The 16,544-nt window shown below is 72.1% G+C and carries 14 protein-coding genes; 10 read left to right on the top strand and 4 right to left on the bottom strand.

All coding sequences use genetic code 11. The features are described from left to right. Nucleotides 1–19 precede the first annotated feature (19 nt). Nucleotides 20–2,104: a serine/threonine-protein kinase gene (locus tag ACFWBT_RS22130; RefSeq protein ID WP_385702919.1), complete on the top strand. Its 2,085-nt coding sequence runs from the start codon at nucleotides 20–22 to the stop codon at nucleotides 2,102–2,104. A gap of 184 nt (nucleotides 2,105–2,288) precedes the next feature. Here ACFWBT_RS22130 and ACFWBT_RS22125 read toward each other — a convergent pair whose 3' ends face one another. Beyond that, nucleotides 2,289–3,032 carry an SLATT domain-containing protein gene (locus ACFWBT_RS22125; RefSeq protein ID WP_385702917.1) on the bottom strand — a complete coding sequence of 248 codons (744 nt, stop codon included), beginning with the start codon at nucleotides 3,030–3,032 and terminating at the stop codon, nucleotides 2,289–2,291. Nucleotides 3,033–3,321: 289 nt separating this feature from the next. Between ACFWBT_RS22125 and ACFWBT_RS22120 the strand changes: the two genes are divergently transcribed. The 7 genes from ACFWBT_RS22120 to ACFWBT_RS22090 all read left to right on the top strand — a co-directional run bounded on the left by ACFWBT_RS22120 (nucleotide 3,322) and on the right by ACFWBT_RS22090 (nucleotide 9,848). Next, on the top strand, nucleotides 3,322–3,663 hold the full coding sequence (locus ACFWBT_RS22120; RefSeq protein WP_385702914.1) for a YbaB/EbfC family nucleoid-associated protein: 342 nt from the start codon (nucleotides 3,322–3,324) through the stop codon (nucleotides 3,661–3,663). A gap of 86 nt (nucleotides 3,664–3,749) precedes the next feature. Further along, nucleotides 3,750–4,349, top strand: coding sequence for a recombination mediator RecR (gene recR, locus ACFWBT_RS22115; RefSeq protein ID WP_356747394.1), 600 nt, complete (start codon nucleotides 3,750–3,752; stop codon nucleotides 4,347–4,349). Continuing rightward, entirely contained in the window at nucleotides 4,342–5,001 is a 660-nt protein-coding gene (locus tag ACFWBT_RS22110) for a DUF5063 domain-containing protein (protein ID WP_266760961.1), read from the top strand. The genes recR and ACFWBT_RS22110 overlap by 8 nt, the downstream gene beginning before the upstream one ends. 275 nt (nucleotides 5,002–5,276) lie before the next feature. Then, entirely contained in the window at nucleotides 5,277–6,569 is a 1,293-nt protein-coding gene (locus tag ACFWBT_RS22105; protein ID WP_385702910.1) for an aspartate kinase, read from the top strand. After that, entirely contained in the window at nucleotides 6,566–7,627 is a 1,062-nt protein-coding gene (locus ACFWBT_RS22100) for an aspartate-semialdehyde dehydrogenase (RefSeq protein ID WP_385702905.1), read from the top strand. Before ACFWBT_RS22105 ends, ACFWBT_RS22100 begins: the two co-directional genes overlap by 4 nt. A 530-nt stretch (nucleotides 7,628–8,157) precedes the next feature. Then, nucleotides 8,158–8,733 (top strand): SigE family RNA polymerase sigma factor, encoded by a 576-nt coding sequence (locus ACFWBT_RS22095; RefSeq protein ID WP_323178842.1) that lies wholly within the window; start codon nucleotides 8,158–8,160, stop codon nucleotides 8,731–8,733. 83 nt (nucleotides 8,734–8,816) lie between these two features. Continuing rightward, nucleotides 8,817–9,848, top strand: a complete 1,032-nt coding sequence (locus ACFWBT_RS22090; protein ID WP_385702903.1) for a hypothetical protein — start codon at nucleotides 8,817–8,819, stop codon at nucleotides 9,846–9,848. Between the two features lie 118 nt (nucleotides 9,849–9,966). Here the strand turns inward: ACFWBT_RS22090 and ACFWBT_RS22085 are convergent, their stop codons facing one another. Both ACFWBT_RS22085 and ACFWBT_RS22080 read right to left on the bottom strand, forming a co-directional pair. Continuing rightward, a complete protein-coding gene (locus tag ACFWBT_RS22085; RefSeq protein WP_385702901.1) occupies nucleotides 9,967–10,791 on the bottom strand; it encodes an SURF1 family protein in 825 nt (274 codons plus the stop codon). A 49-nt stretch (nucleotides 10,792–10,840) separates the two neighbouring features. After that, nucleotides 10,841–11,215, bottom strand: a complete 375-nt coding sequence (locus tag ACFWBT_RS22080) for a nuclear transport factor 2 family protein (RefSeq protein ID WP_385702899.1) — start codon at nucleotides 11,213–11,215, stop codon at nucleotides 10,841–10,843. Between the two features lie 208 nt (nucleotides 11,216–11,423). Between ACFWBT_RS22080 and ACFWBT_RS22075 the strand changes: the two genes are divergently transcribed. Then, a complete protein-coding gene (locus ACFWBT_RS22075) occupies nucleotides 11,424–13,253 on the top strand; it encodes a prolyl oligopeptidase family serine peptidase (protein WP_385702897.1) in 1,830 nt (609 codons plus the stop codon). A gap of 116 nt (nucleotides 13,254–13,369) precedes the next feature. Here the strand turns inward: ACFWBT_RS22075 and ACFWBT_RS22070 are convergent, their stop codons facing one another. Continuing rightward, on the bottom strand, nucleotides 13,370–15,376 hold the full coding sequence (locus ACFWBT_RS22070) for an NAD-binding protein (RefSeq protein ID WP_385702895.1): 2,007 nt from the start codon (nucleotides 15,374–15,376) through the stop codon (nucleotides 13,370–13,372). A gap of 303 nt (nucleotides 15,377–15,679) precedes the next feature. Here ACFWBT_RS22070 and ACFWBT_RS22065 point away from each other — a divergent pair, with 303 nt between their 5' ends. After that, on the top strand, nucleotides 15,680–16,423 hold the full coding sequence (locus ACFWBT_RS22065; RefSeq protein WP_385702894.1) for an alpha/beta hydrolase: 744 nt from the start codon (nucleotides 15,680–15,682) through the stop codon (nucleotides 16,421–16,423). Nucleotides 16,424–16,544 lie beyond the last annotated feature (121 nt).

Genomic DNA, 16,544 nt, shown 5'->3' with positions numbered 1-16,544 from the left:
GGGGAGGGTGGGCGCAGCCATGGAGAACCTGGGGGCAGGGGATCCGCACCAGATCGGGGCGTACCGACTGCTGGCGCGGCTCGGTGCCGGAGGGATGGGCCACGTCTATCTCGCGCGCTCCGACCGGGGACGTACGGTCGCCGTCAAACTCGTCCGTCCGGAACTCGCCGAGCAGGAGGAGTTCCGTGCCCGCTTCCGTCAGGAGGTGCGGGCCGCGCGCCGGGTCGGCGGGCTCTGGACCGCACCCGTCCTGGACGCGGACACCGAGGCCGCGATCCCGTGGGTGGCCACCGGCTATGTCGCGGGGCCCTCGCTCCAGGCCGTCGTGGGACGCGACCACGGCGCGTTGCCCGAGCGTTCCGTGCGCATCCTCGCCGCGGGCCTCGCGCACGCGCTGAAGGACATCCACGCCGCGGGCCTCATCCACCGCGACCTCAAGCCTTCGAACGTCCTCGTCACCATCGACGGCCCCCGCGTCATCGACTTCGGCATCGCGCGCGCCCTGGAGACGGTGACCGACGGCGGTCTGACGCACACCGGGGCGCTCGTCGGCTCGCCCGGGTTCATGGCCCCCGAGCAGGTGCGCGGCGACCGCGTCACCCCCGCGTGCGACATCTTCTGCCTCGGCTCGGTCCTGTCGTACGCCGCGACCGGCGCCCTTCCGTTCGGGGCGGCCAACAGTGGTGTGCACGCCATGATGTTCCGCATCGCGCAGGAGGACCCGGACCTGACGGGCGTGCCCGAGGGCCTCGCCGATCTCGTGCGCGCCTGTCTGCGCAAGGACCCCGACGCCCGGCCCGGCCTCGACGAGATCCTGGCGCGCACGGGCGCCGAGGACACCGTCTCGGACGGGCGCACCCTCGATCCATGGCTGCCTGCCGCGCTGGTGGCCCAACTCGGCCGCCACGCGGTGAAGTTGCTCGACACGGAGAACCCCGACGCGGGGCAGGAGCAGCCCCGGTCCGGTGCCCCGGTGCCCGGTGCCGCTCCCGTGCCGGCGATGCCCGCCCTGCCGCCGGCCCCCGCACCGTCGGTCCCCGCCCCGGACCTCTCCAAGCCGCCGTCCGCCTCGCCCGCCTCCTCGGCCTCGGCCGCCTCCTCGACGCCGTCCGCGTCCTCCTCGACGCCCGCCGCGTCCGCCGAGGCCTCCCCGGAGCACGCGCCCACCCCGGCCGAGGAGGGCTCCACCCCGCCTCCGCCCGGGCAGCCCGGCCCCGTGAACCATCTCCCCACCCTCGTCGCGGGCCCGGGCCAGACGCCGCCCCCGGCGGCACCGGCCGCTCCGCACCCGGCCTACGGCTACCCGCAGCAGCACCCGCAGCCCTCCGGCCAGGGCCCGGCCCACCCGGCGTACGGCTACCCGCAGGCCGGCTGGGGCTCGCCCCAGCAGCCGCCGTACGGCTCGACGCCGCCGTACGGACCGGGCGTCGCCCCGGGCCCGTACGGCCCCGGCGGCGTCACCCCGCCCTACGGCCCGACCCCTCCGTACGGCCCCGCCGTCCCGCTCGGCCCCGAACCCCAGCGCAGGGGCGGCCGATCCACCGCCCTCCTCGTCGTCGTGGCCCTGGTCGTCGCGCTCGGCGCGGGCGGCAGCGTGTACGCGCTGCTGAAGGGCGGCACGGGCGGTGGCCAGGACGATCCCAAGGCGTCCACGCCGGCCTCCGGCGCGCCGACCACACCGGGGCAGAGCACCTCGCAGGAGCCGTCCGCCGGCTCCGAGTCGCCCAGCGCCGAGGCATCCGCGGACGGCACCGTCCCGGAGGCCTTCCTCGGCACCTGGGACTCCAGCATCGACAACGCCACCGGTCACAACACCCGCCGGCTGACCATCCAGCAGGGCGAGGTCGGCGACACGGTGCTGACGCTCACCGCGGACGGCCCCGCCGGCAGCGGCACCTATCACTGCGTCTTCGAGGCCACCCTGACCGGGGCCCCGGGCGCCGGCGGACCGCTGGAGATCGGCCCCTCCCAGGTCACCTCCGGCGAACCGGCGTCCTCGTGCTCCCCGGGCGCCGCCTCCGAGGTCACCCTCCTGTCGGACGGCCGGCTGCGCCGGGTGAACACCAACTCGGGCGAGGCGCTCACCTATACGAAGAGCGGCTGAGTCCGCCCGCGGTCCCCAGGAGTCCCGAGGACCGCGGTCCCCAGGAGTCCCGCGGCCTGTGAGGCCCCTGGTCGGCACGCCAACTGCCCTGCCGACCAGGGTGGTCGAAGTTCACTTCCGGTATGCGGGCGGGACGCCGGGCGGGCTGAAGATCCGCGGCGCCGGGTGACGCCGCCCGGGACCGCTACCGGGGCTCCGGCGGGCGCTGGCGGGGCATGTTCGGGCGGGTTCCCGGCGGCAGCGGCACGCGTCCGTTCAGGGGCGACCCGTCGACCCGGGGGGCTCCCGCCGACGACGACTGGATCCCGAGCGGCGCCGGTCCCGTGCGGAACTCCACCATCCAGTCCGCCGTCTCGGTGCGCACCAGCTCCGTGATGTCCTCCGTGAACCTCCGCAGCACCCCGAGACACCGGTCGGCCGCCTCGCTGGCCGTCCCGTCCGCGGGCCCGAGGACCTCCCGGACGCTCTCGGACGCCCAGTCGAACTGAAGTACCTGAAGCCGCCGCTGCACAGCCTGCGCGGTGGCCACGTCCCTTATCCATCCGGAGGTCACTCCGAAGAACCGGTCGACGGCGACGCAGGCGACCGCGGACAGCAGCGCCAGATACCCCCACGGGGCGGCACCGCTCACGGACCCGGTGAGGTCGAGCAACGGCAGCGCGGCTCCGGCGACGGCTCCCAGCGCGGCCCCGCACCGCAGCAGACGCGCCCCCCACCGCTTCCACATGCGGTCGGACAGGTACCAGGCCGCGGTGTCGAGCGCCCCCTGCTCCACCCACCGGTAGAGCTCATGGAGCCGCTCGGCCGGCTCCCCCCAGTCGCCGAGCGGGAACGGCCGACCGGTCAGGTCACCCGGCCGCAGCCCCGCCGCCCCCTCGCTCCGCCCGTCCTGGGGCGGCCCCTCGGGCTGCATCTCCGGCTGACTCACCCGGCACTCCCTAACTGACGACGGTGATGACGGACGATGGTCATGAAACTGACGTTGCGTGACGCCTTGTGACGCGTGGTGCAAATGCGCCGTCCCCTTCCTACCGCCCAATGGGTGGCGATGGACCTGGTTTCAATGCCTTTCCGCCCGGAAGAGGGTCTTGATCAGGTATAGGCGACGTGACGGTGTCACTCGAAAGAGTGCTTGGGCGACGGGCCCGTCGACCACGTAGGCTCATGCTGGACAGGAAAAACGGTCCGGACAGCCGTACTCGAACCAGGAGCTGATCGTGATTCCCGGTGGTGGCCAGCCCAATATGCAGCAGTTGTTGCAGCAGGCCCAGAAGATGCAGCAGGACCTGGCGAACGCGCAGGAGGAGCTGGCGCGGACGGAGGTCGGGGGCCAGTCGGGCGGCGGCCTGGTGAAGGCGACCGTGACAGGCTCCGGAGAGCTTCGCGGCCTGGTGATCGACCCGAAGGCGGTCGACCCCGAGGACACCGAGACGCTCGCCGACCTGATCGTCGCGGCCGTCCAGGCGGCGAACGAGAACGCGCAGGCGCTCCAGCAGCAGACGCTCGGCCCGCTCACCCAGGGGCTCGGCGGCGGCGGCATCCCCGGTCTGCCCTTCTAAGACCGGTGGCGGCCAACTACCGTACGCACCAGGAAGAAACGTAAGACGGAACCCGGCGGTACCAGGGCACTCGGAAAGGCGATCCGTTGTACGAAGGCGTTGTTCAGGACCTCATCGACGAACTGGGGCGGCTCCCCGGCGTCGGTCCCAAGAGCGCGCAGCGGATCGCCTTCCACATCCTCCAGGCGGACCCGACGGACGTCCGTCGGCTCGCGCAGACCCTCATGGAGGTCAAGGCGAAGGTCCGCTTCTGCGCGACCTGCGGCAACGTCGCGCAGGAGGAGCTGTGCAACATCTGCCGCGACCCGCGCCGCGACCTCTCGGTGATCTGTGTGGTGGAGGAGCCGAAGGACGTCGTCGCGGTCGAGCGGACGCGTGAGTTCCGGGGCAAGTACCACGTGCTCGGCGGCGCGATCAGCCCGATCGAGGGCGTCGGCCCGGACGACCTGCGGATAAGGGAACTCCTGGCCCGCCTCGCCGACGGCGCGGTCACCGAGCTCATCCTGGCCACGGACCCGAACCTGGAGGGCGAGGCCACGGCCACGTATCTCGCCCGCATGATCAAGCCCATGGGCCTCAAGGTCACCCGCCTGGCCAGCGGCCTCCCGGTGGGTGGCGACCTGGAATACGCGGACGAGGTCACGCTCGGCCGCGCCTTCGAGGGGAGACGACTCCTAGATGTCTGACGCCACGCTGCACGCGACCAGCCCGGACCCCGACGACTTCGTGGTCCAGATCGCGGACCAGGTAGAGAGCTTCCTGGTCGCCGTCACCGAGGTGGCCAAGGGCGACGAGCCGGACTCGGCCGTGCCCTTCCTCCTCCTGGAGGTCTCCCAACTCCTCCTGGCCGGCGGCCGTCTCGGCGCGCACGAGGACATCGTCCCCGACGAGCGCTACGAGCCCGACCTCGGCCCGGAGGCGGATGTCGACGAACTCCGCGAGCGTCTCGCGGTGATGCTCGAGCCGATCGACGTCTACTCCGAGGTCTTCGACCCCTACGAGCCGCGCAAGGCCCCGGTCCCGGCCCGTATCTCCGACGACCTCGCCGACGTCATGGCCGACCTCCGCCACGGCATGGCCCACTACCGCGCGGGCCGCACCACGGAAGCCCTCTGGTGGTGGCAGTTCTCCTACTTCTCCAACTGGGGCTCCACCGCCTCCGCGACGCTGCGCGCCCTGCAGTCCGTGGTGGCGCACGTGCGCCTGAACCAGCCCCTCGAAGAGCTCGACGGCCTCGACACCGACCAGGACCTCGGCGAGGAGGCCCTCGCGGAGGAGGCCGGCAAGGTGATGGCGGAGGAGATCGCCGGGCCGCTCGGCCTGCGCACGGTCAAGTAGCCGACCGCGCTCCGGCGGGGGTTCCCGGGGCGGTCGCCCGCGCTCCGGCAGAGGTACGCGGTGTGACTCGGGGCACTTTCGGAGTGCCGGGGCCCCAGCACGGGCAGGTGCCGTCTCGGAGCGGCCGGATGTCCCTACTGACCTGACATCCCGAGAGATCACGTCGTGAGCGGGACATCTCACGATGCGATACCTCGGAAGGGAAATCCGGCCGCTCGTTAGACTGAGCCGACCGCAGTAGTGCGGTGCAGAGACGGATTGAGCGAGGAGCGCACGTGGGCCTTGTCGTGCAGAAGTACGGAGGTTCCTCCGTAGCCGATGCCGAGGGCATCAAGCGCGTCGCCAAGCGAATCGTGGAAGCGAAGAAGAACGGCCACCAGGTGGTCGTGGTCGTTTCCGCGATGGGCGACACGACGGACGAGCTGATCGATCTCGCCGAGCAGGTATCTCCGATGCCCAGCGGACGAGAGTTCGACATGCTGCTGACCGCCGGAGAGCGGATCTCCATGGCCCTGCTGGCGATGGCGATCAAGAACCTGGGCCACAGCGCCCAGAGCTTCACCGGCAGCCAGGCAGGTGTCATCACCGACTCGGTCCACAACAAGGCGCGGATCATCGACGTCACCCCGGGCCGTATCCGTACGGCGCTCGACGAGGGCAACATCGCCATCGTCGCCGGGTTCCAGGGCGTCTCGCAGGACAAGAAGGACATCACCACGCTGGGGCGCGGCGGGTCCGACACCACGGCCGTCGCGCTCGCCGCGGCGCTCGAAGCCGAGGTGTGCGAGATCTACACCGACGTGGACGGCGTGTTCACCGCCGACCCGCGCGTGGTGAAGAAGGCGAAGAAGATCGACTGGATCGCCTTCGAGGACATGCTGGAGCTCGCCGCCTCCGGCTCCAAGGTGCTGCTCCACCGCTGTGTGGAATACGCCCGCCGCTACAACATCCCGATCCATGTGCGCTCGTCCTTCAGCGGACTTCAGGGCACCTGGGTCAGCAGCGCACCACTCGTTCGAAAGACACAGCAGCAAGGGGACCAGAAGGTGGAGCAGGCCATCATTTCCGGTGTCGCTCACGACACCTCCGAGGCCAAGGTCACGGTCGTCGGTGTCCCTGACAAGCCGGGCGAGGCCGCCTCGATCTTCCGCGCCATCGCCGACGCCGAGATCAACATCGACATGATCGTGCAGAACGTGTCGGCGGCCACCACGGGCCTGACGGACATCTCCTTCACCCTCCCGAAGACCGAGGGCCGCAAGGCCATCGACGCCCTGGAGAAGGCGAAGGGCGTGATCGGCTTCGAGTCGCTGCGCTACGACGACCAGATCGGCAAGATCTCGCTCGTCGGTGCCGGCATGAAGACGAACCCGGGTGTGACGGCCGGCTTCTTCGAGGCGCTCACCGACGCCGGGGTCAACATCGAGCTGATCTCGACCTCCGAGATCCGTATCTCCGTGGTCACCCGCGCCGACGACGTCAACGACGCCGTACGCGCCGTGCACAGCGCCTTCGGACTCGACTCCGACAGCGACGAGGCCGTCGTCTACGGAGGCACCGGGCGATGACCGGACGACCGACGCTCGCGGTCGTGGGAGCGACCGGGGCCGTCGGCACGGTCATGCTCCAGATCCTGTCCCAGCACGCGGACATCTGGGGCGAGATCCGTCTGATCGCCTCGCCGCGCTCGGCCGGCCGCAAGCTGGCCGTGCGCGGCGTCGAGGTCGAGGTGGTGGCCCTGTCGGAGGAGGCCTTCGACGGGGTCGACGTCGCCATGTTCGACGTACCGGACGAGGTGGCCGCCCAGTGGGCGCCGATCGCCGCCGCCAAGGGCGCGGTCGTCGTCGACAACTCCGGCGCCTTCCGGATGGACCCGGAGGTGCCGCTCGTCGTCCCCGAGGTCAATCCGCACGCCGCCCGCGTGCGTCCGCGCGGGATCGTCTCCAACCCGAACTGCACCACCCTCTCGATGATCGTGGCGCTCGGCGCGCTGCACGCCGAGTTCGGGCTGCGCGAACTCGTCGTCTCCTCGTACCAGGCGGTCAGCGGCGCGGGCCGAGCCGGCGTCGACACCCTGCGCCGGCAGATGTCTCTCGTCGCCGGTACGGAACTGGGGACCAGCCCCGGTGACGTACGCCGGGCGGTGGGCGACGACACGGGCCCGTTCCCGGAGCCGGTCGCCCTGAACGTGGTGCCGTGGGCCGGGTCGCTCGCCGAGGACGGCTGGTCCTCGGAGGAGATGAAGGTACGCAACGAGACCCGCAAGATCCTCGGGCTGCCCCATCTGAAGGTCGCCGTGACCTGCGTCCGCGTCCCCGTGGTGACCACGCACTCCCTGACCGTGCACGCCCGCTTCCAGGACGAGGTGACCGTCGACAAGGCCCGGGAGATTCTGGCCACCGCGCCCGGAGTCGTGCTCTTCGACAACCCGGCCGCCGGTGAGTTCCCCACGCCCGCGGACGTGGTGGGCACCGATCCGACCTGGGTGGGCCGGGTCCGCCGGGCCCTGGACGATGCGACGGCTCTCGAACTGTTCGTGTGCGGGGACAACCTGCGCAAGGGTGCTGCCCTGAACACCGCCCAGATCGCGGAGTTGGTGGCGGCGGAGATCGTCGGGACCCCCTAGGACCGGTCCGCCGAACGGGCACCGGACCCACAGGTTCTGCGCTCCCGGCGCACGCCGACCGTAATCTCGGTGCTCTTCGCGTGATCGGTTTGTAGGATCCGTGTTGGTCCAGTGATCAATTTAATGGTCCGGACCACTTGAACGGACCCCTGTGGGCGTTCGAAGATTTTGCTCCCCGTTCTCCGCAACCGCGCGGAGGGCGGGGAGCGTCTTTGCGGTCGCCATTCAGCGGCTCCAGGGGGCGACAGGGCATTGGGCATAGGGGAAGAGCTGTTACGCATGAGGGCATTTAGTGCACCGTCGCGCTCGCTGAACGGCGTACCGACGGGCCGTCCGGGCAGCGTTCCCGTGGACGGGATTCCGGCCAATGTGACACCCGACGCGAATGTGATGCCTGTCGCGTACAACCCTGTCGGGGGGATGTGTGTCCAACAGGCGTGGCAGAGGTACTCGAATTCACCGCGGTACAGACAAGGGGCACGGCCCTGCGTCCACCCCGCCGACTCCGCAGCCCCGGCGTGCCCGGCGGCATGCCGGTGATCGCGCCCATGCCCGCAGCGCGGCCGGCCCGCATCCCGAACCAGCGCGACGGCGCCGAGGACACCCTGGCGGCGGGAACCACCGTCGACCATCTCACCGAGACCTACCGGGCGCATTACCGGTCGCTTCTCGGCCTCGCGGCGCTCCTGCTCGACGACACCGCCTCCTGCGAGGACGTCGTCCAGGAGGCCTTCATCCGGGTGCACTCGGCGCGCAAACGCGTGCGGGACCCGGAGAAGACGCTCGCCTATCTGCGTCAGACCGTCGTCAACCTCTCGCGTTCGGCCCTGCGCCGACGCATCCTCGGCCTCAAGCTCCTCTCGAAGCCGATGCCCGACATGGCGAGCGCCGAGGAAGGCGCGTACGACCAGTTGGAGCGCGACGCGCTGATCAAGGCCATGAAGGGGCTCCAGCGCCGCCAGCGCGAGGTCCTGGTCCTGCGCTACTTCGCGGACATGACCGAGGCCCAGGTCGCCGAGACGCTCGGCATCTCGCTGGGTTCGGTGAAGGCGTACGGCTCGCGCGGTATCGCCGCGCTCCGCGTCGCCATGGGGGCCTCGGCATGAGCGGGCACGACGAACGGCGGCGCCCCGAGGAACAGGGGCGCCCGGAACACGAGCACAAGCAATCGCACGCTGGGAACGGAACTGTGAACCACGGCCCCGACGAACAGCCCGACACACAGGGCACGGACGGACTGGGACCCGAAGGCCTCGGCTCCGACGAGCTGGCACTGCGCCGGCTGCTGCACCAGGCCGTCGAGGAGATCGAACCCGCCGTCGGCACCCTGGACCATCTGCGCCGGGCGGTACCGGCCCGGCGGGCCCGCAAGCGCCAGGCCGTGGTCGGCATGGCCGCGGCGGCGCTCTTCATCGGCACGGCGATCCCGGCGCTCGTCCATGTCTCCAACTCCTCCGGGTCGAACGCCGACCCGTCCATGGTGGGCAACACCGCGGAGGCCCAGGGCGCGCGCCAGGACAAGGGCACGGACGGCGGCAAGGACGCGGGCGGCTCCGCCGGCACGTCCAAGGGCAAGGGCACGGACGACAGGACGAAGAGGCCGGACGACAAGGACGGGGGCCCGGGCGGGGCCGCCCCCGGCGGTACCGGCCCCTCGGCCTCGGCCGCGGCCTCCACCGCCTGCACGATCAGCCAGCTCGGCGGCGCCTCCGGTGTTGCCAACGGACCGGACTCCGTCGGTGCGGTCTACGGCTCCTTCACCGTCTCGAACATCTCCACGACCGCCTGCACGGTCGCCGGCGCCGGCACCGTCGACGTGTCCGCCCAGGGCGCGGCGGACAGCGGCAAGATCGGTGTGGCGACGCATGTGGCGGGCGACGCTGCCACCGGGCTGCCCGACCCCTCCACGGAGGTCACCTCCCTGGTGCTCCAGCCCGGCGCCTCGTACGTGGTGAAGTTCGCCTGGGTGCCCTCGGAGACCTGCCCGGCCGTGGAGCCCTCACCGGACCCGACCCCCACGGAAGGCGCCACCGACACAGGCGGCACCTCGGCAGAGACGGGCGGCGGCACGGTGGCCCAGCTCCTCGTCGAGGACGGCGTGCAGGACGGCAGCGTCATCGTCTCCAGCATGGCGGCCACGGGCGGCGCGACGGCCTCGGTGAGTGTCTCCAACGCCTGCGCGGGCACGGTCTACCGCACGGGGATCCTGGCGGCGTCCTGACCGGTGCGTGGCGCGCCGGCCGACCGGTGCGCGGCGCGTGGACCGAGGGGCGGAGCCCGGAGATCGGGCTCGCCCCGGTCGCGCCGACGGGCGGTGGTGCCGGCGGGCGGCGGCGGTGTCAGGCCGTGGCGGACGGCGTCACCGCGGTGGTGGCGTCGTCGTTCCCCTGCTGCCCCGCGGGCGGGTCCGGGAGCAGCCCCAGTTCGGCGTCGCGGGCGAACTCCACCTCGCGGCGCAGCAGCCGGAACCACATGAAGACGACGAAGCCCGCGAAGACGAACCACTCGCCGGTGTAGCCGAGGTTCTGGAAGGCCTTGAGGTCCAGGCCCGTGTTCTGCGGCGCGGTCGGAGGCACCGCCTTCATCCCGGCGTCGGCCTCGGCCAGCGTGATCCACGCGTCGTACGGGGCGTACGGCACGAGGTTCACCAGCGACGCGGAGCTGATCGCGGCGGTCTGCCCCGGGGGAAGACCCCCGGCGGTGCTGACACCGTTCGAACCCGGACTCTCGGACGCCTGGAGGGCACCCGTGACGGTGACCTCGCCGCCGGGGGCGGCCGGGGCCTTCGCCGGGTCGGCGTCGCCGGGCAGCCAGCCCCGGACGACGGGCAGCGCCTTGCCGCCGTCGACCCGCAGGAGCGTCAGCACGTAGTACCCGCGCCTGCCGTCCAGTTCGCGGCCGGGCACGAGGAGCTGCTTGCCGTACCGCCCCTTCGCGGTGGCCTGTCTGCCGGACGTCTCCGTGGTCACGGGCAGCATCTCGGCCAGCGGCCGGGCCGGGTCCGTCTCGGCCGTCGAAGCCGCCTTGTCCGCCGTCCGGTGGTCCTGCACGCGGTCCTCGAAGCGCCCCAGCTGCCACGACCCCATGAACACGCAGAAGGGGATGGCCAACAGCACGAAGACGTTGATCCCCCACCAGCGGGGCGTCAGCAGGAACCGGTACACGCCTTCCACGGTACGGGGCGGCCGTGCGGGACTAGGCCGTGGGTCCCGCTCAATAGCGTTCGGCCAGATGCTCCCGGCCCGCTGGCGGCTCGTACGGCTCGGGCCAGAAATCGGTCACCGTGGCGATACGGCCCTCCTCGTCCGCCGTGAAGAACGTGATCGCGTGCAGCTTCTCCAGACCCACGGTGACGAGGGTCCAGGTGACGGCCTGACCGGGCTCGGTCATGACCCGCTCTATCCGGACCTGCCAGTCCCCCGGGTACTCGCGGTTGAACTCGACGTACCGCGCCCTGCCGCTGACGCGCTCCCGTGTCTGCGGCAGGGTGTAGACGACGTCCTCGGCCAGCAGGTCCGCGAACGCGACCCACTCCCGGGCGTTGGCGGCGGCCCAGTAACTCTCGACGGTCCTGCGCAGATCGGTCATGCGAAAAAGTCTGCACCCCGGCACTGACATCGCCCCTGACCTGCACAGTTGCCCTCGCGGCGAGACCGGCCCCCGGTCCGCCCTCCCCGACCTCGGGCTCGGCTCCGCGCGCCGGTCGGAGGGCGGCGGAGTGCCCGGGGACCGCGAAGTTGTCCACAGGCCGGGGACCTCGTCGGCACGGGCCGGGCGGGCCAGGCACTATGGGGCCATGACTGAGAGCACCAGGTCCACCGAGCAGCAGCAGGCAGACATGCCCGACTGGGAGAAGCGCTTCCGGGCACCGCGGGTGTCCCTGCCGGACTGGGCGGAGGACGCCCCGCACCGCTCCCTGTTCGTCTCGAACGCGACAGGGACGTACGAGCTGTACGCGTGGGACCGCGCGACGGGGGAGCAGCGCCAGGTCACCCACCGGGCGAACGGCACGACGGACGGGGTGCTCTCGCCCGACGGCGAGTGGATCTGGTGGTTCGACGACAAGGACGGCGACGAGTTCGGCATCTGGCGCCGCCGCCCCTTCGGGGCCGCCCTGGTCGACGGAGAGACCGACGAGCCGGCGGTCCCCGGTCTCGACCCCTCCTACCCGGCGGGCCTGGCCATCTGCCGGGACGGGCGTACGTCCGTCGTGGGCCGCTCGACGGACGACGACGGCTCGACGATCCATCTGGCCCGCGCCGGCGAGGCCCCGGTGGAGCTCTACCGGCACCGCGAGTCGGCCGGGGTCGGCGACCTGTCGCACGACGGCTCGCTGATCGCCGTCGAGCACACCGAGCACGGCGACGCGATGCACTCGGCGCTGCGGGTGCTGCGCCCGGACGGTTCGGCGGTCGCCGAGCTCGACGACACCGAGGGCGGCACGGTCGAGCTGGGCCTCGAAGTGCTGGGCTTCGCCCCCGTCGACGGGGACAGCCGACTGCTCATCGGGCACCAGCGGCGCGGCCGCTGGGAGCCCCTGGTGTGGGAGGTGACGACCGGCGAGCAGACGGACCTGCGCCTCGACCTCCCCGGTGACGTGGCCGCCGAGTGGTATCCGGACGGCTCGGCCCTCCTCATCGCCCACAGCTTCGAGGCGCGCAGCGACCTGTGGCGCTACGACCTCGCCTCCGGCGAGCTGACCGAGGTCGCGACCCCGCCCGGCACGGTCTCCGGGGCGACGGCCCGCCCGGACGGGACCGTGGAATACCTGTGGTCCTCGGCGGCCGAACCGTCGGCCGTCCGTTCGACGACCGGCGAGATCGTCCTGGACCCGCCCGGCCTGAAGTCCCCGGGATCGGTCCCCGTGGAGGACGTCTGGGTCGAGGGACCCGGCGGCCGTGTCCACGCCCTGATCCAGAAGCCGGCCGGCGCCACCGGTCCGCTGCCCACCGTCTTCGAGATCCACGGCGGCCCGACCTGGCACGACAGCGACTCGTTCGCCGCGGGCCCGGCGGCCTGGATCGACCACGGCTACGCGGTGGTCCGGGTCAACTACCGAGGCTCCACGGGCTACGGCCGCGCGTGGACCGACGCGCTCAAGCACCGCGTCGGGCTCATCGAGCTGGAGGACATCGCGGCGGTCCGCGAGTGGGCGGTGACGTCCGGCCTGGCCGACCCCGACCGCCTGATCCTCACCGGCGGTTCCTGGGGCGGCTATCTCACCCTCCTCGGCCTCGGCACCCAGCCCGACGCATGGGCCCTCGGCATCGCCGCCGTCCCGGTCGCCGACTACGTCACGGCATACCACGACGAGATGGAGGCGCTGAAGGCCATGGACCGCACGCTGCTCGGCGGCACGCCGGAAGAGGTCCCCGAACGCTTCGAGGCGTCCTCCCCGCTGACCTACGTCGACGCGGTCAAGGCCCCGGTGTACATCTCGGCCGGAGTCAACGACCCCCGCTGCCCCATCCGCCAGATCGACAACTACGTCCACCGTCTCGCCGCCCGCGAAGCCGTCCACGAGGTGTACCGCTACGACGCGGGCCACGGCTCCCTGGTGGTCGACGAACGCATCAAGCAGGTCCGCCTGGAACTGGACTTCGCGGAGCGCCACTTGGGGAAGTAGCCCCGGCCCGGGGGCCTGCGCCGGGTGCGCGCTGGGCCTGCTGCTGGGCCTGCGTAGGGCTGCCCGACGGGGGCCGGGGCCCGGCCCCCGGGTCGAATTCCGACGCGGGCCGGGCCCTACGCCCCGGTCCGCTGCCGAGGCCGTCGGCCGAGCAGCTCGGCGAGCCCTCGCCGCGTCGCGGCGAGCACCACGCGGTCCTCGGCCCGCAGGACGTACGTGGAGGGCAGGTCCCACACCAGTCCTGGGCCGCGCGAGGCGGACGCCGGGGCCGCCCGGCGTTCCCCGGGCGCCGCCGTGTCCAGCGCGAGGACCCGCCACGCCCCCGCCCGAAACGCCTCCCCGACCGTGCGTCCCTCCAACTGAGGATGCCCGCCCACATCCACCGCGGCGAACAGCAGCACCCGCCGCTCGACGGGAATCGCCCCGAGGATCTGGCGCCCCATCATCGACCCCGCGAACGCGGGCGCGGCCAGATGGGACACGCTGCGGCTCCGGGTGAGCGCGTCGGGATGCGCGGCCCGCAGGGTGCGGTACACGGCGGTCGCGAAGTCGTCGTCGTACAGCCGCAGTACGACCCGCAGATCGGGCCGTACGGTCCGTGCGTACAGCACCGCCTCCAGGTTCATCGTGTCCGCGCTCGTCAGAGCCAGCAGCGCGTGCGCCCGATGAATCTTGGCGGCCTCCAGCACACCTTCCTGCGTCACGTCCCCCAGCACCACGGGCACCCGCAGCCGCCGAGCCAGCGCCAGCCCCCGCGCCTCGGGATCGGCCTCGACGCACACGACGGGAATGCGCAGCTCCCGCAGCCGAGCCAGCACCCGCGTACCGATCTTGCCGACCCCGAGCAGCACCACGTGCCCGGACAGTCCGCGCGGCGGCTTCCGCAGGGCGGACCCGCTGCGGAAGGTGCCGAGCGCCTCCAGCACGGCGGCGAGCAGCACCGGCAGCAGCAGCAACCCGACGACGCCGGAGCAGAGTTGGAGGATCTGCCGCCCGAGTGGCTGGCCGATGGCCGGATCGTTGATGGCGAAGAGATCGAGCAGCGTCAGATACGTCGCCTGGAGCGGAGGCTCCTTGGTGACCAGCATCGACGCCACCGCGAGCCCGATCACACACGCGACGAGCCCGACGAACGACCAACGCAGCCGCCGCGACAGCAGGGAGCCGAACCAGGGGACGACGCCCCGCCCGGAGGACAGTTCGGGACCGGAGTACGACACGTTCTCCAGGACGACGGTCCCGCGTCCGGTCGCGGCGGCCACCGCCCTTTCGTCGGGCAGGAGTTGGGGACCCTGTGCTCCGCTGCTCTCCGAACCGTCGGCGCCGGCGGGGTCGTTGGTCGTGGCGGACAGCAGCGCCAGTGTGCACAGCCCGGGATCGGCGACTTCACCAGGACCGGGCGGCGGTCGCTCCACCGCACGCAGCATCAGCCCGTCGGTCTGGACGACCTTGCTGGTACCGGCAACGGCGGTCGCGGCCAGCGCGGGCGCGGCCGTGTCGGCGTCGGACAGCACGGTGGTGGACGCGTCGAAGGCCTCGACGCTTCCGCCCGCCCGCGAGGCATCGGGCCCTGGAGCGGCCCCGGCGTCGGCGCCGGCAGCGAGCGCGCTGTCGGCGGCGGCCGCGGCGTTGGCCAGGGCCGAGGCCTGGTCCAGGAGGGCCTCGATGTGCTGCCCGAGGCGCCGGTTGTAGAGCCGCAGGACCAGCCGGATACGCGGGTTGAGCCGCCGGGCGGTGAGCGCGGCGCGGATGTTGGTCTCGTCGTCGTCGTAGACGAGCGCGAGTGCGGCGGCCCGCTCGACGCCCGCGTAGGCGAGCACGCTCTCGGTGAGTTCGGCGGCCTCCAGCACCCGTTCGGAACCGGAAGCCTCACCTGTCCGGACACCTCCGGCTTCACCACTCCCGGCCCCGGCTCCACCCCCGTTCGCATTTCCGTTCCCGGAGGCCCGGTTCACCGCGGCGGACACCCGGTCGAACAGGGCGGTGGCCCGCGTCCGCCCGACGACCGGCGGCCGCACACCGTGCTGCGCGGGCGGCACCACGAGGGTCACCCGCTCGCCGTACACCCCACGCAGCTCGGCGGCCAGCCGATGCGCCAGGGCGTCGTCCCCGGCCACGACCATGTGCGCACCGGCGCCACTCGACGCACTCTGAGACGGAAGATTCCCCACGAGGAAGAAGACTGCCGCACAGGTGCGGGTGGTTCCAGTGCGTGTTCCGCCCCGTGGCATCCGGCCACGGAGCCTGCGCAAGAAATCGGTTGGCGGACCACAGCGACCGCTGCTACTTTTCCGGAAGCCGTGCGAGAGAACGAGGAGGTGGTACCCGTGAACGCAGTATCGACATGGGTGCTCCCCTCCGGGGTCACGGTCGGGCGATAGGTCGTCCGGGAGCGCCGTCAATGAGCACTCCCGAAAGGCACGACCATGCATTTCACTTCCGAACAGCGCCTCGACGACGGCGTCCTCGAACGCGAGTTCACCCTCGGTGAAATCCCCGGCATCCTGTGGACGCCCGCGTCCGCGTCCGCGTCTGCACCGGCGCCGCTGATCCTGATCGGCCACCCCCCGCTCGGACTGCGCAAGATGTACCCCCGGCTGGCGGGGCGGGCCCGGTACTACGCGGCGGAGTACGGCTTCGCCGCGGCCACCATCGAGCTCCCCGGGAGCGGTGAACGGCCCCGTTGGGCCGCGGCCGAGCAGGCCCGCGCCGACCTGCGCCGGGCGATCGAGGCCGGCGAGCCGGTCAGCGGCGAGATCGTCGACGCCCTCATCCTCCCGCTGGTCGAAAAGGCGGTCCCGGAATGGCAGGCCGCCCTGACGGCCCTCCTGTCGCTGCCCGAGATCGGCGGCCCGGTCGGGTACGAGGGGGGAGTGATCTCCATCGGCGTCCGCCTTGCGGTGGTCGAGCCGCGCATCGTGGTTGCCGGCTTCTTCGCCGGGAGTTTCGTCCCCGCCGCCATCGTCGAGGAGGCCCGCCAGGTCACCATTCCGCTGCGGGTCATGTTGCAGTGGGACGACGAATGGAACGACCGGCAGGCGTCCCTGGACCTGTTCGATGCCTTCGGCTCCAAGGAGAAGTCCCTGCACGCCAATCTCGGCGGGCACACCGGCGTCCCGCGGTCCGAGATGGAGGACGGGGTCCGGTTCTTCGCCCGGCACCTGAAGTGAGGCCGGGCCGTCAGGCCGCCGGCGGACGGTAAGCCGTGTGGGCCGGGATGCTGCCCGTCGAGGGCAGGTCCCGGTGCCCCTCTGCCGTCCATTCCGCGGGCCCCTGCCGACTCGGCAGGGG

Origin of the sequence: Streptomyces sp. NPDC060027 (genome assembly GCF_042737005.1) — a bacterium.
Taxonomy (GTDB): Bacteria; Actinomycetota; Actinomycetes; order Streptomycetales; family Streptomycetaceae; genus Streptomyces.
This window is presented reverse-complemented; position numbering and strand designations above follow the sequence as displayed.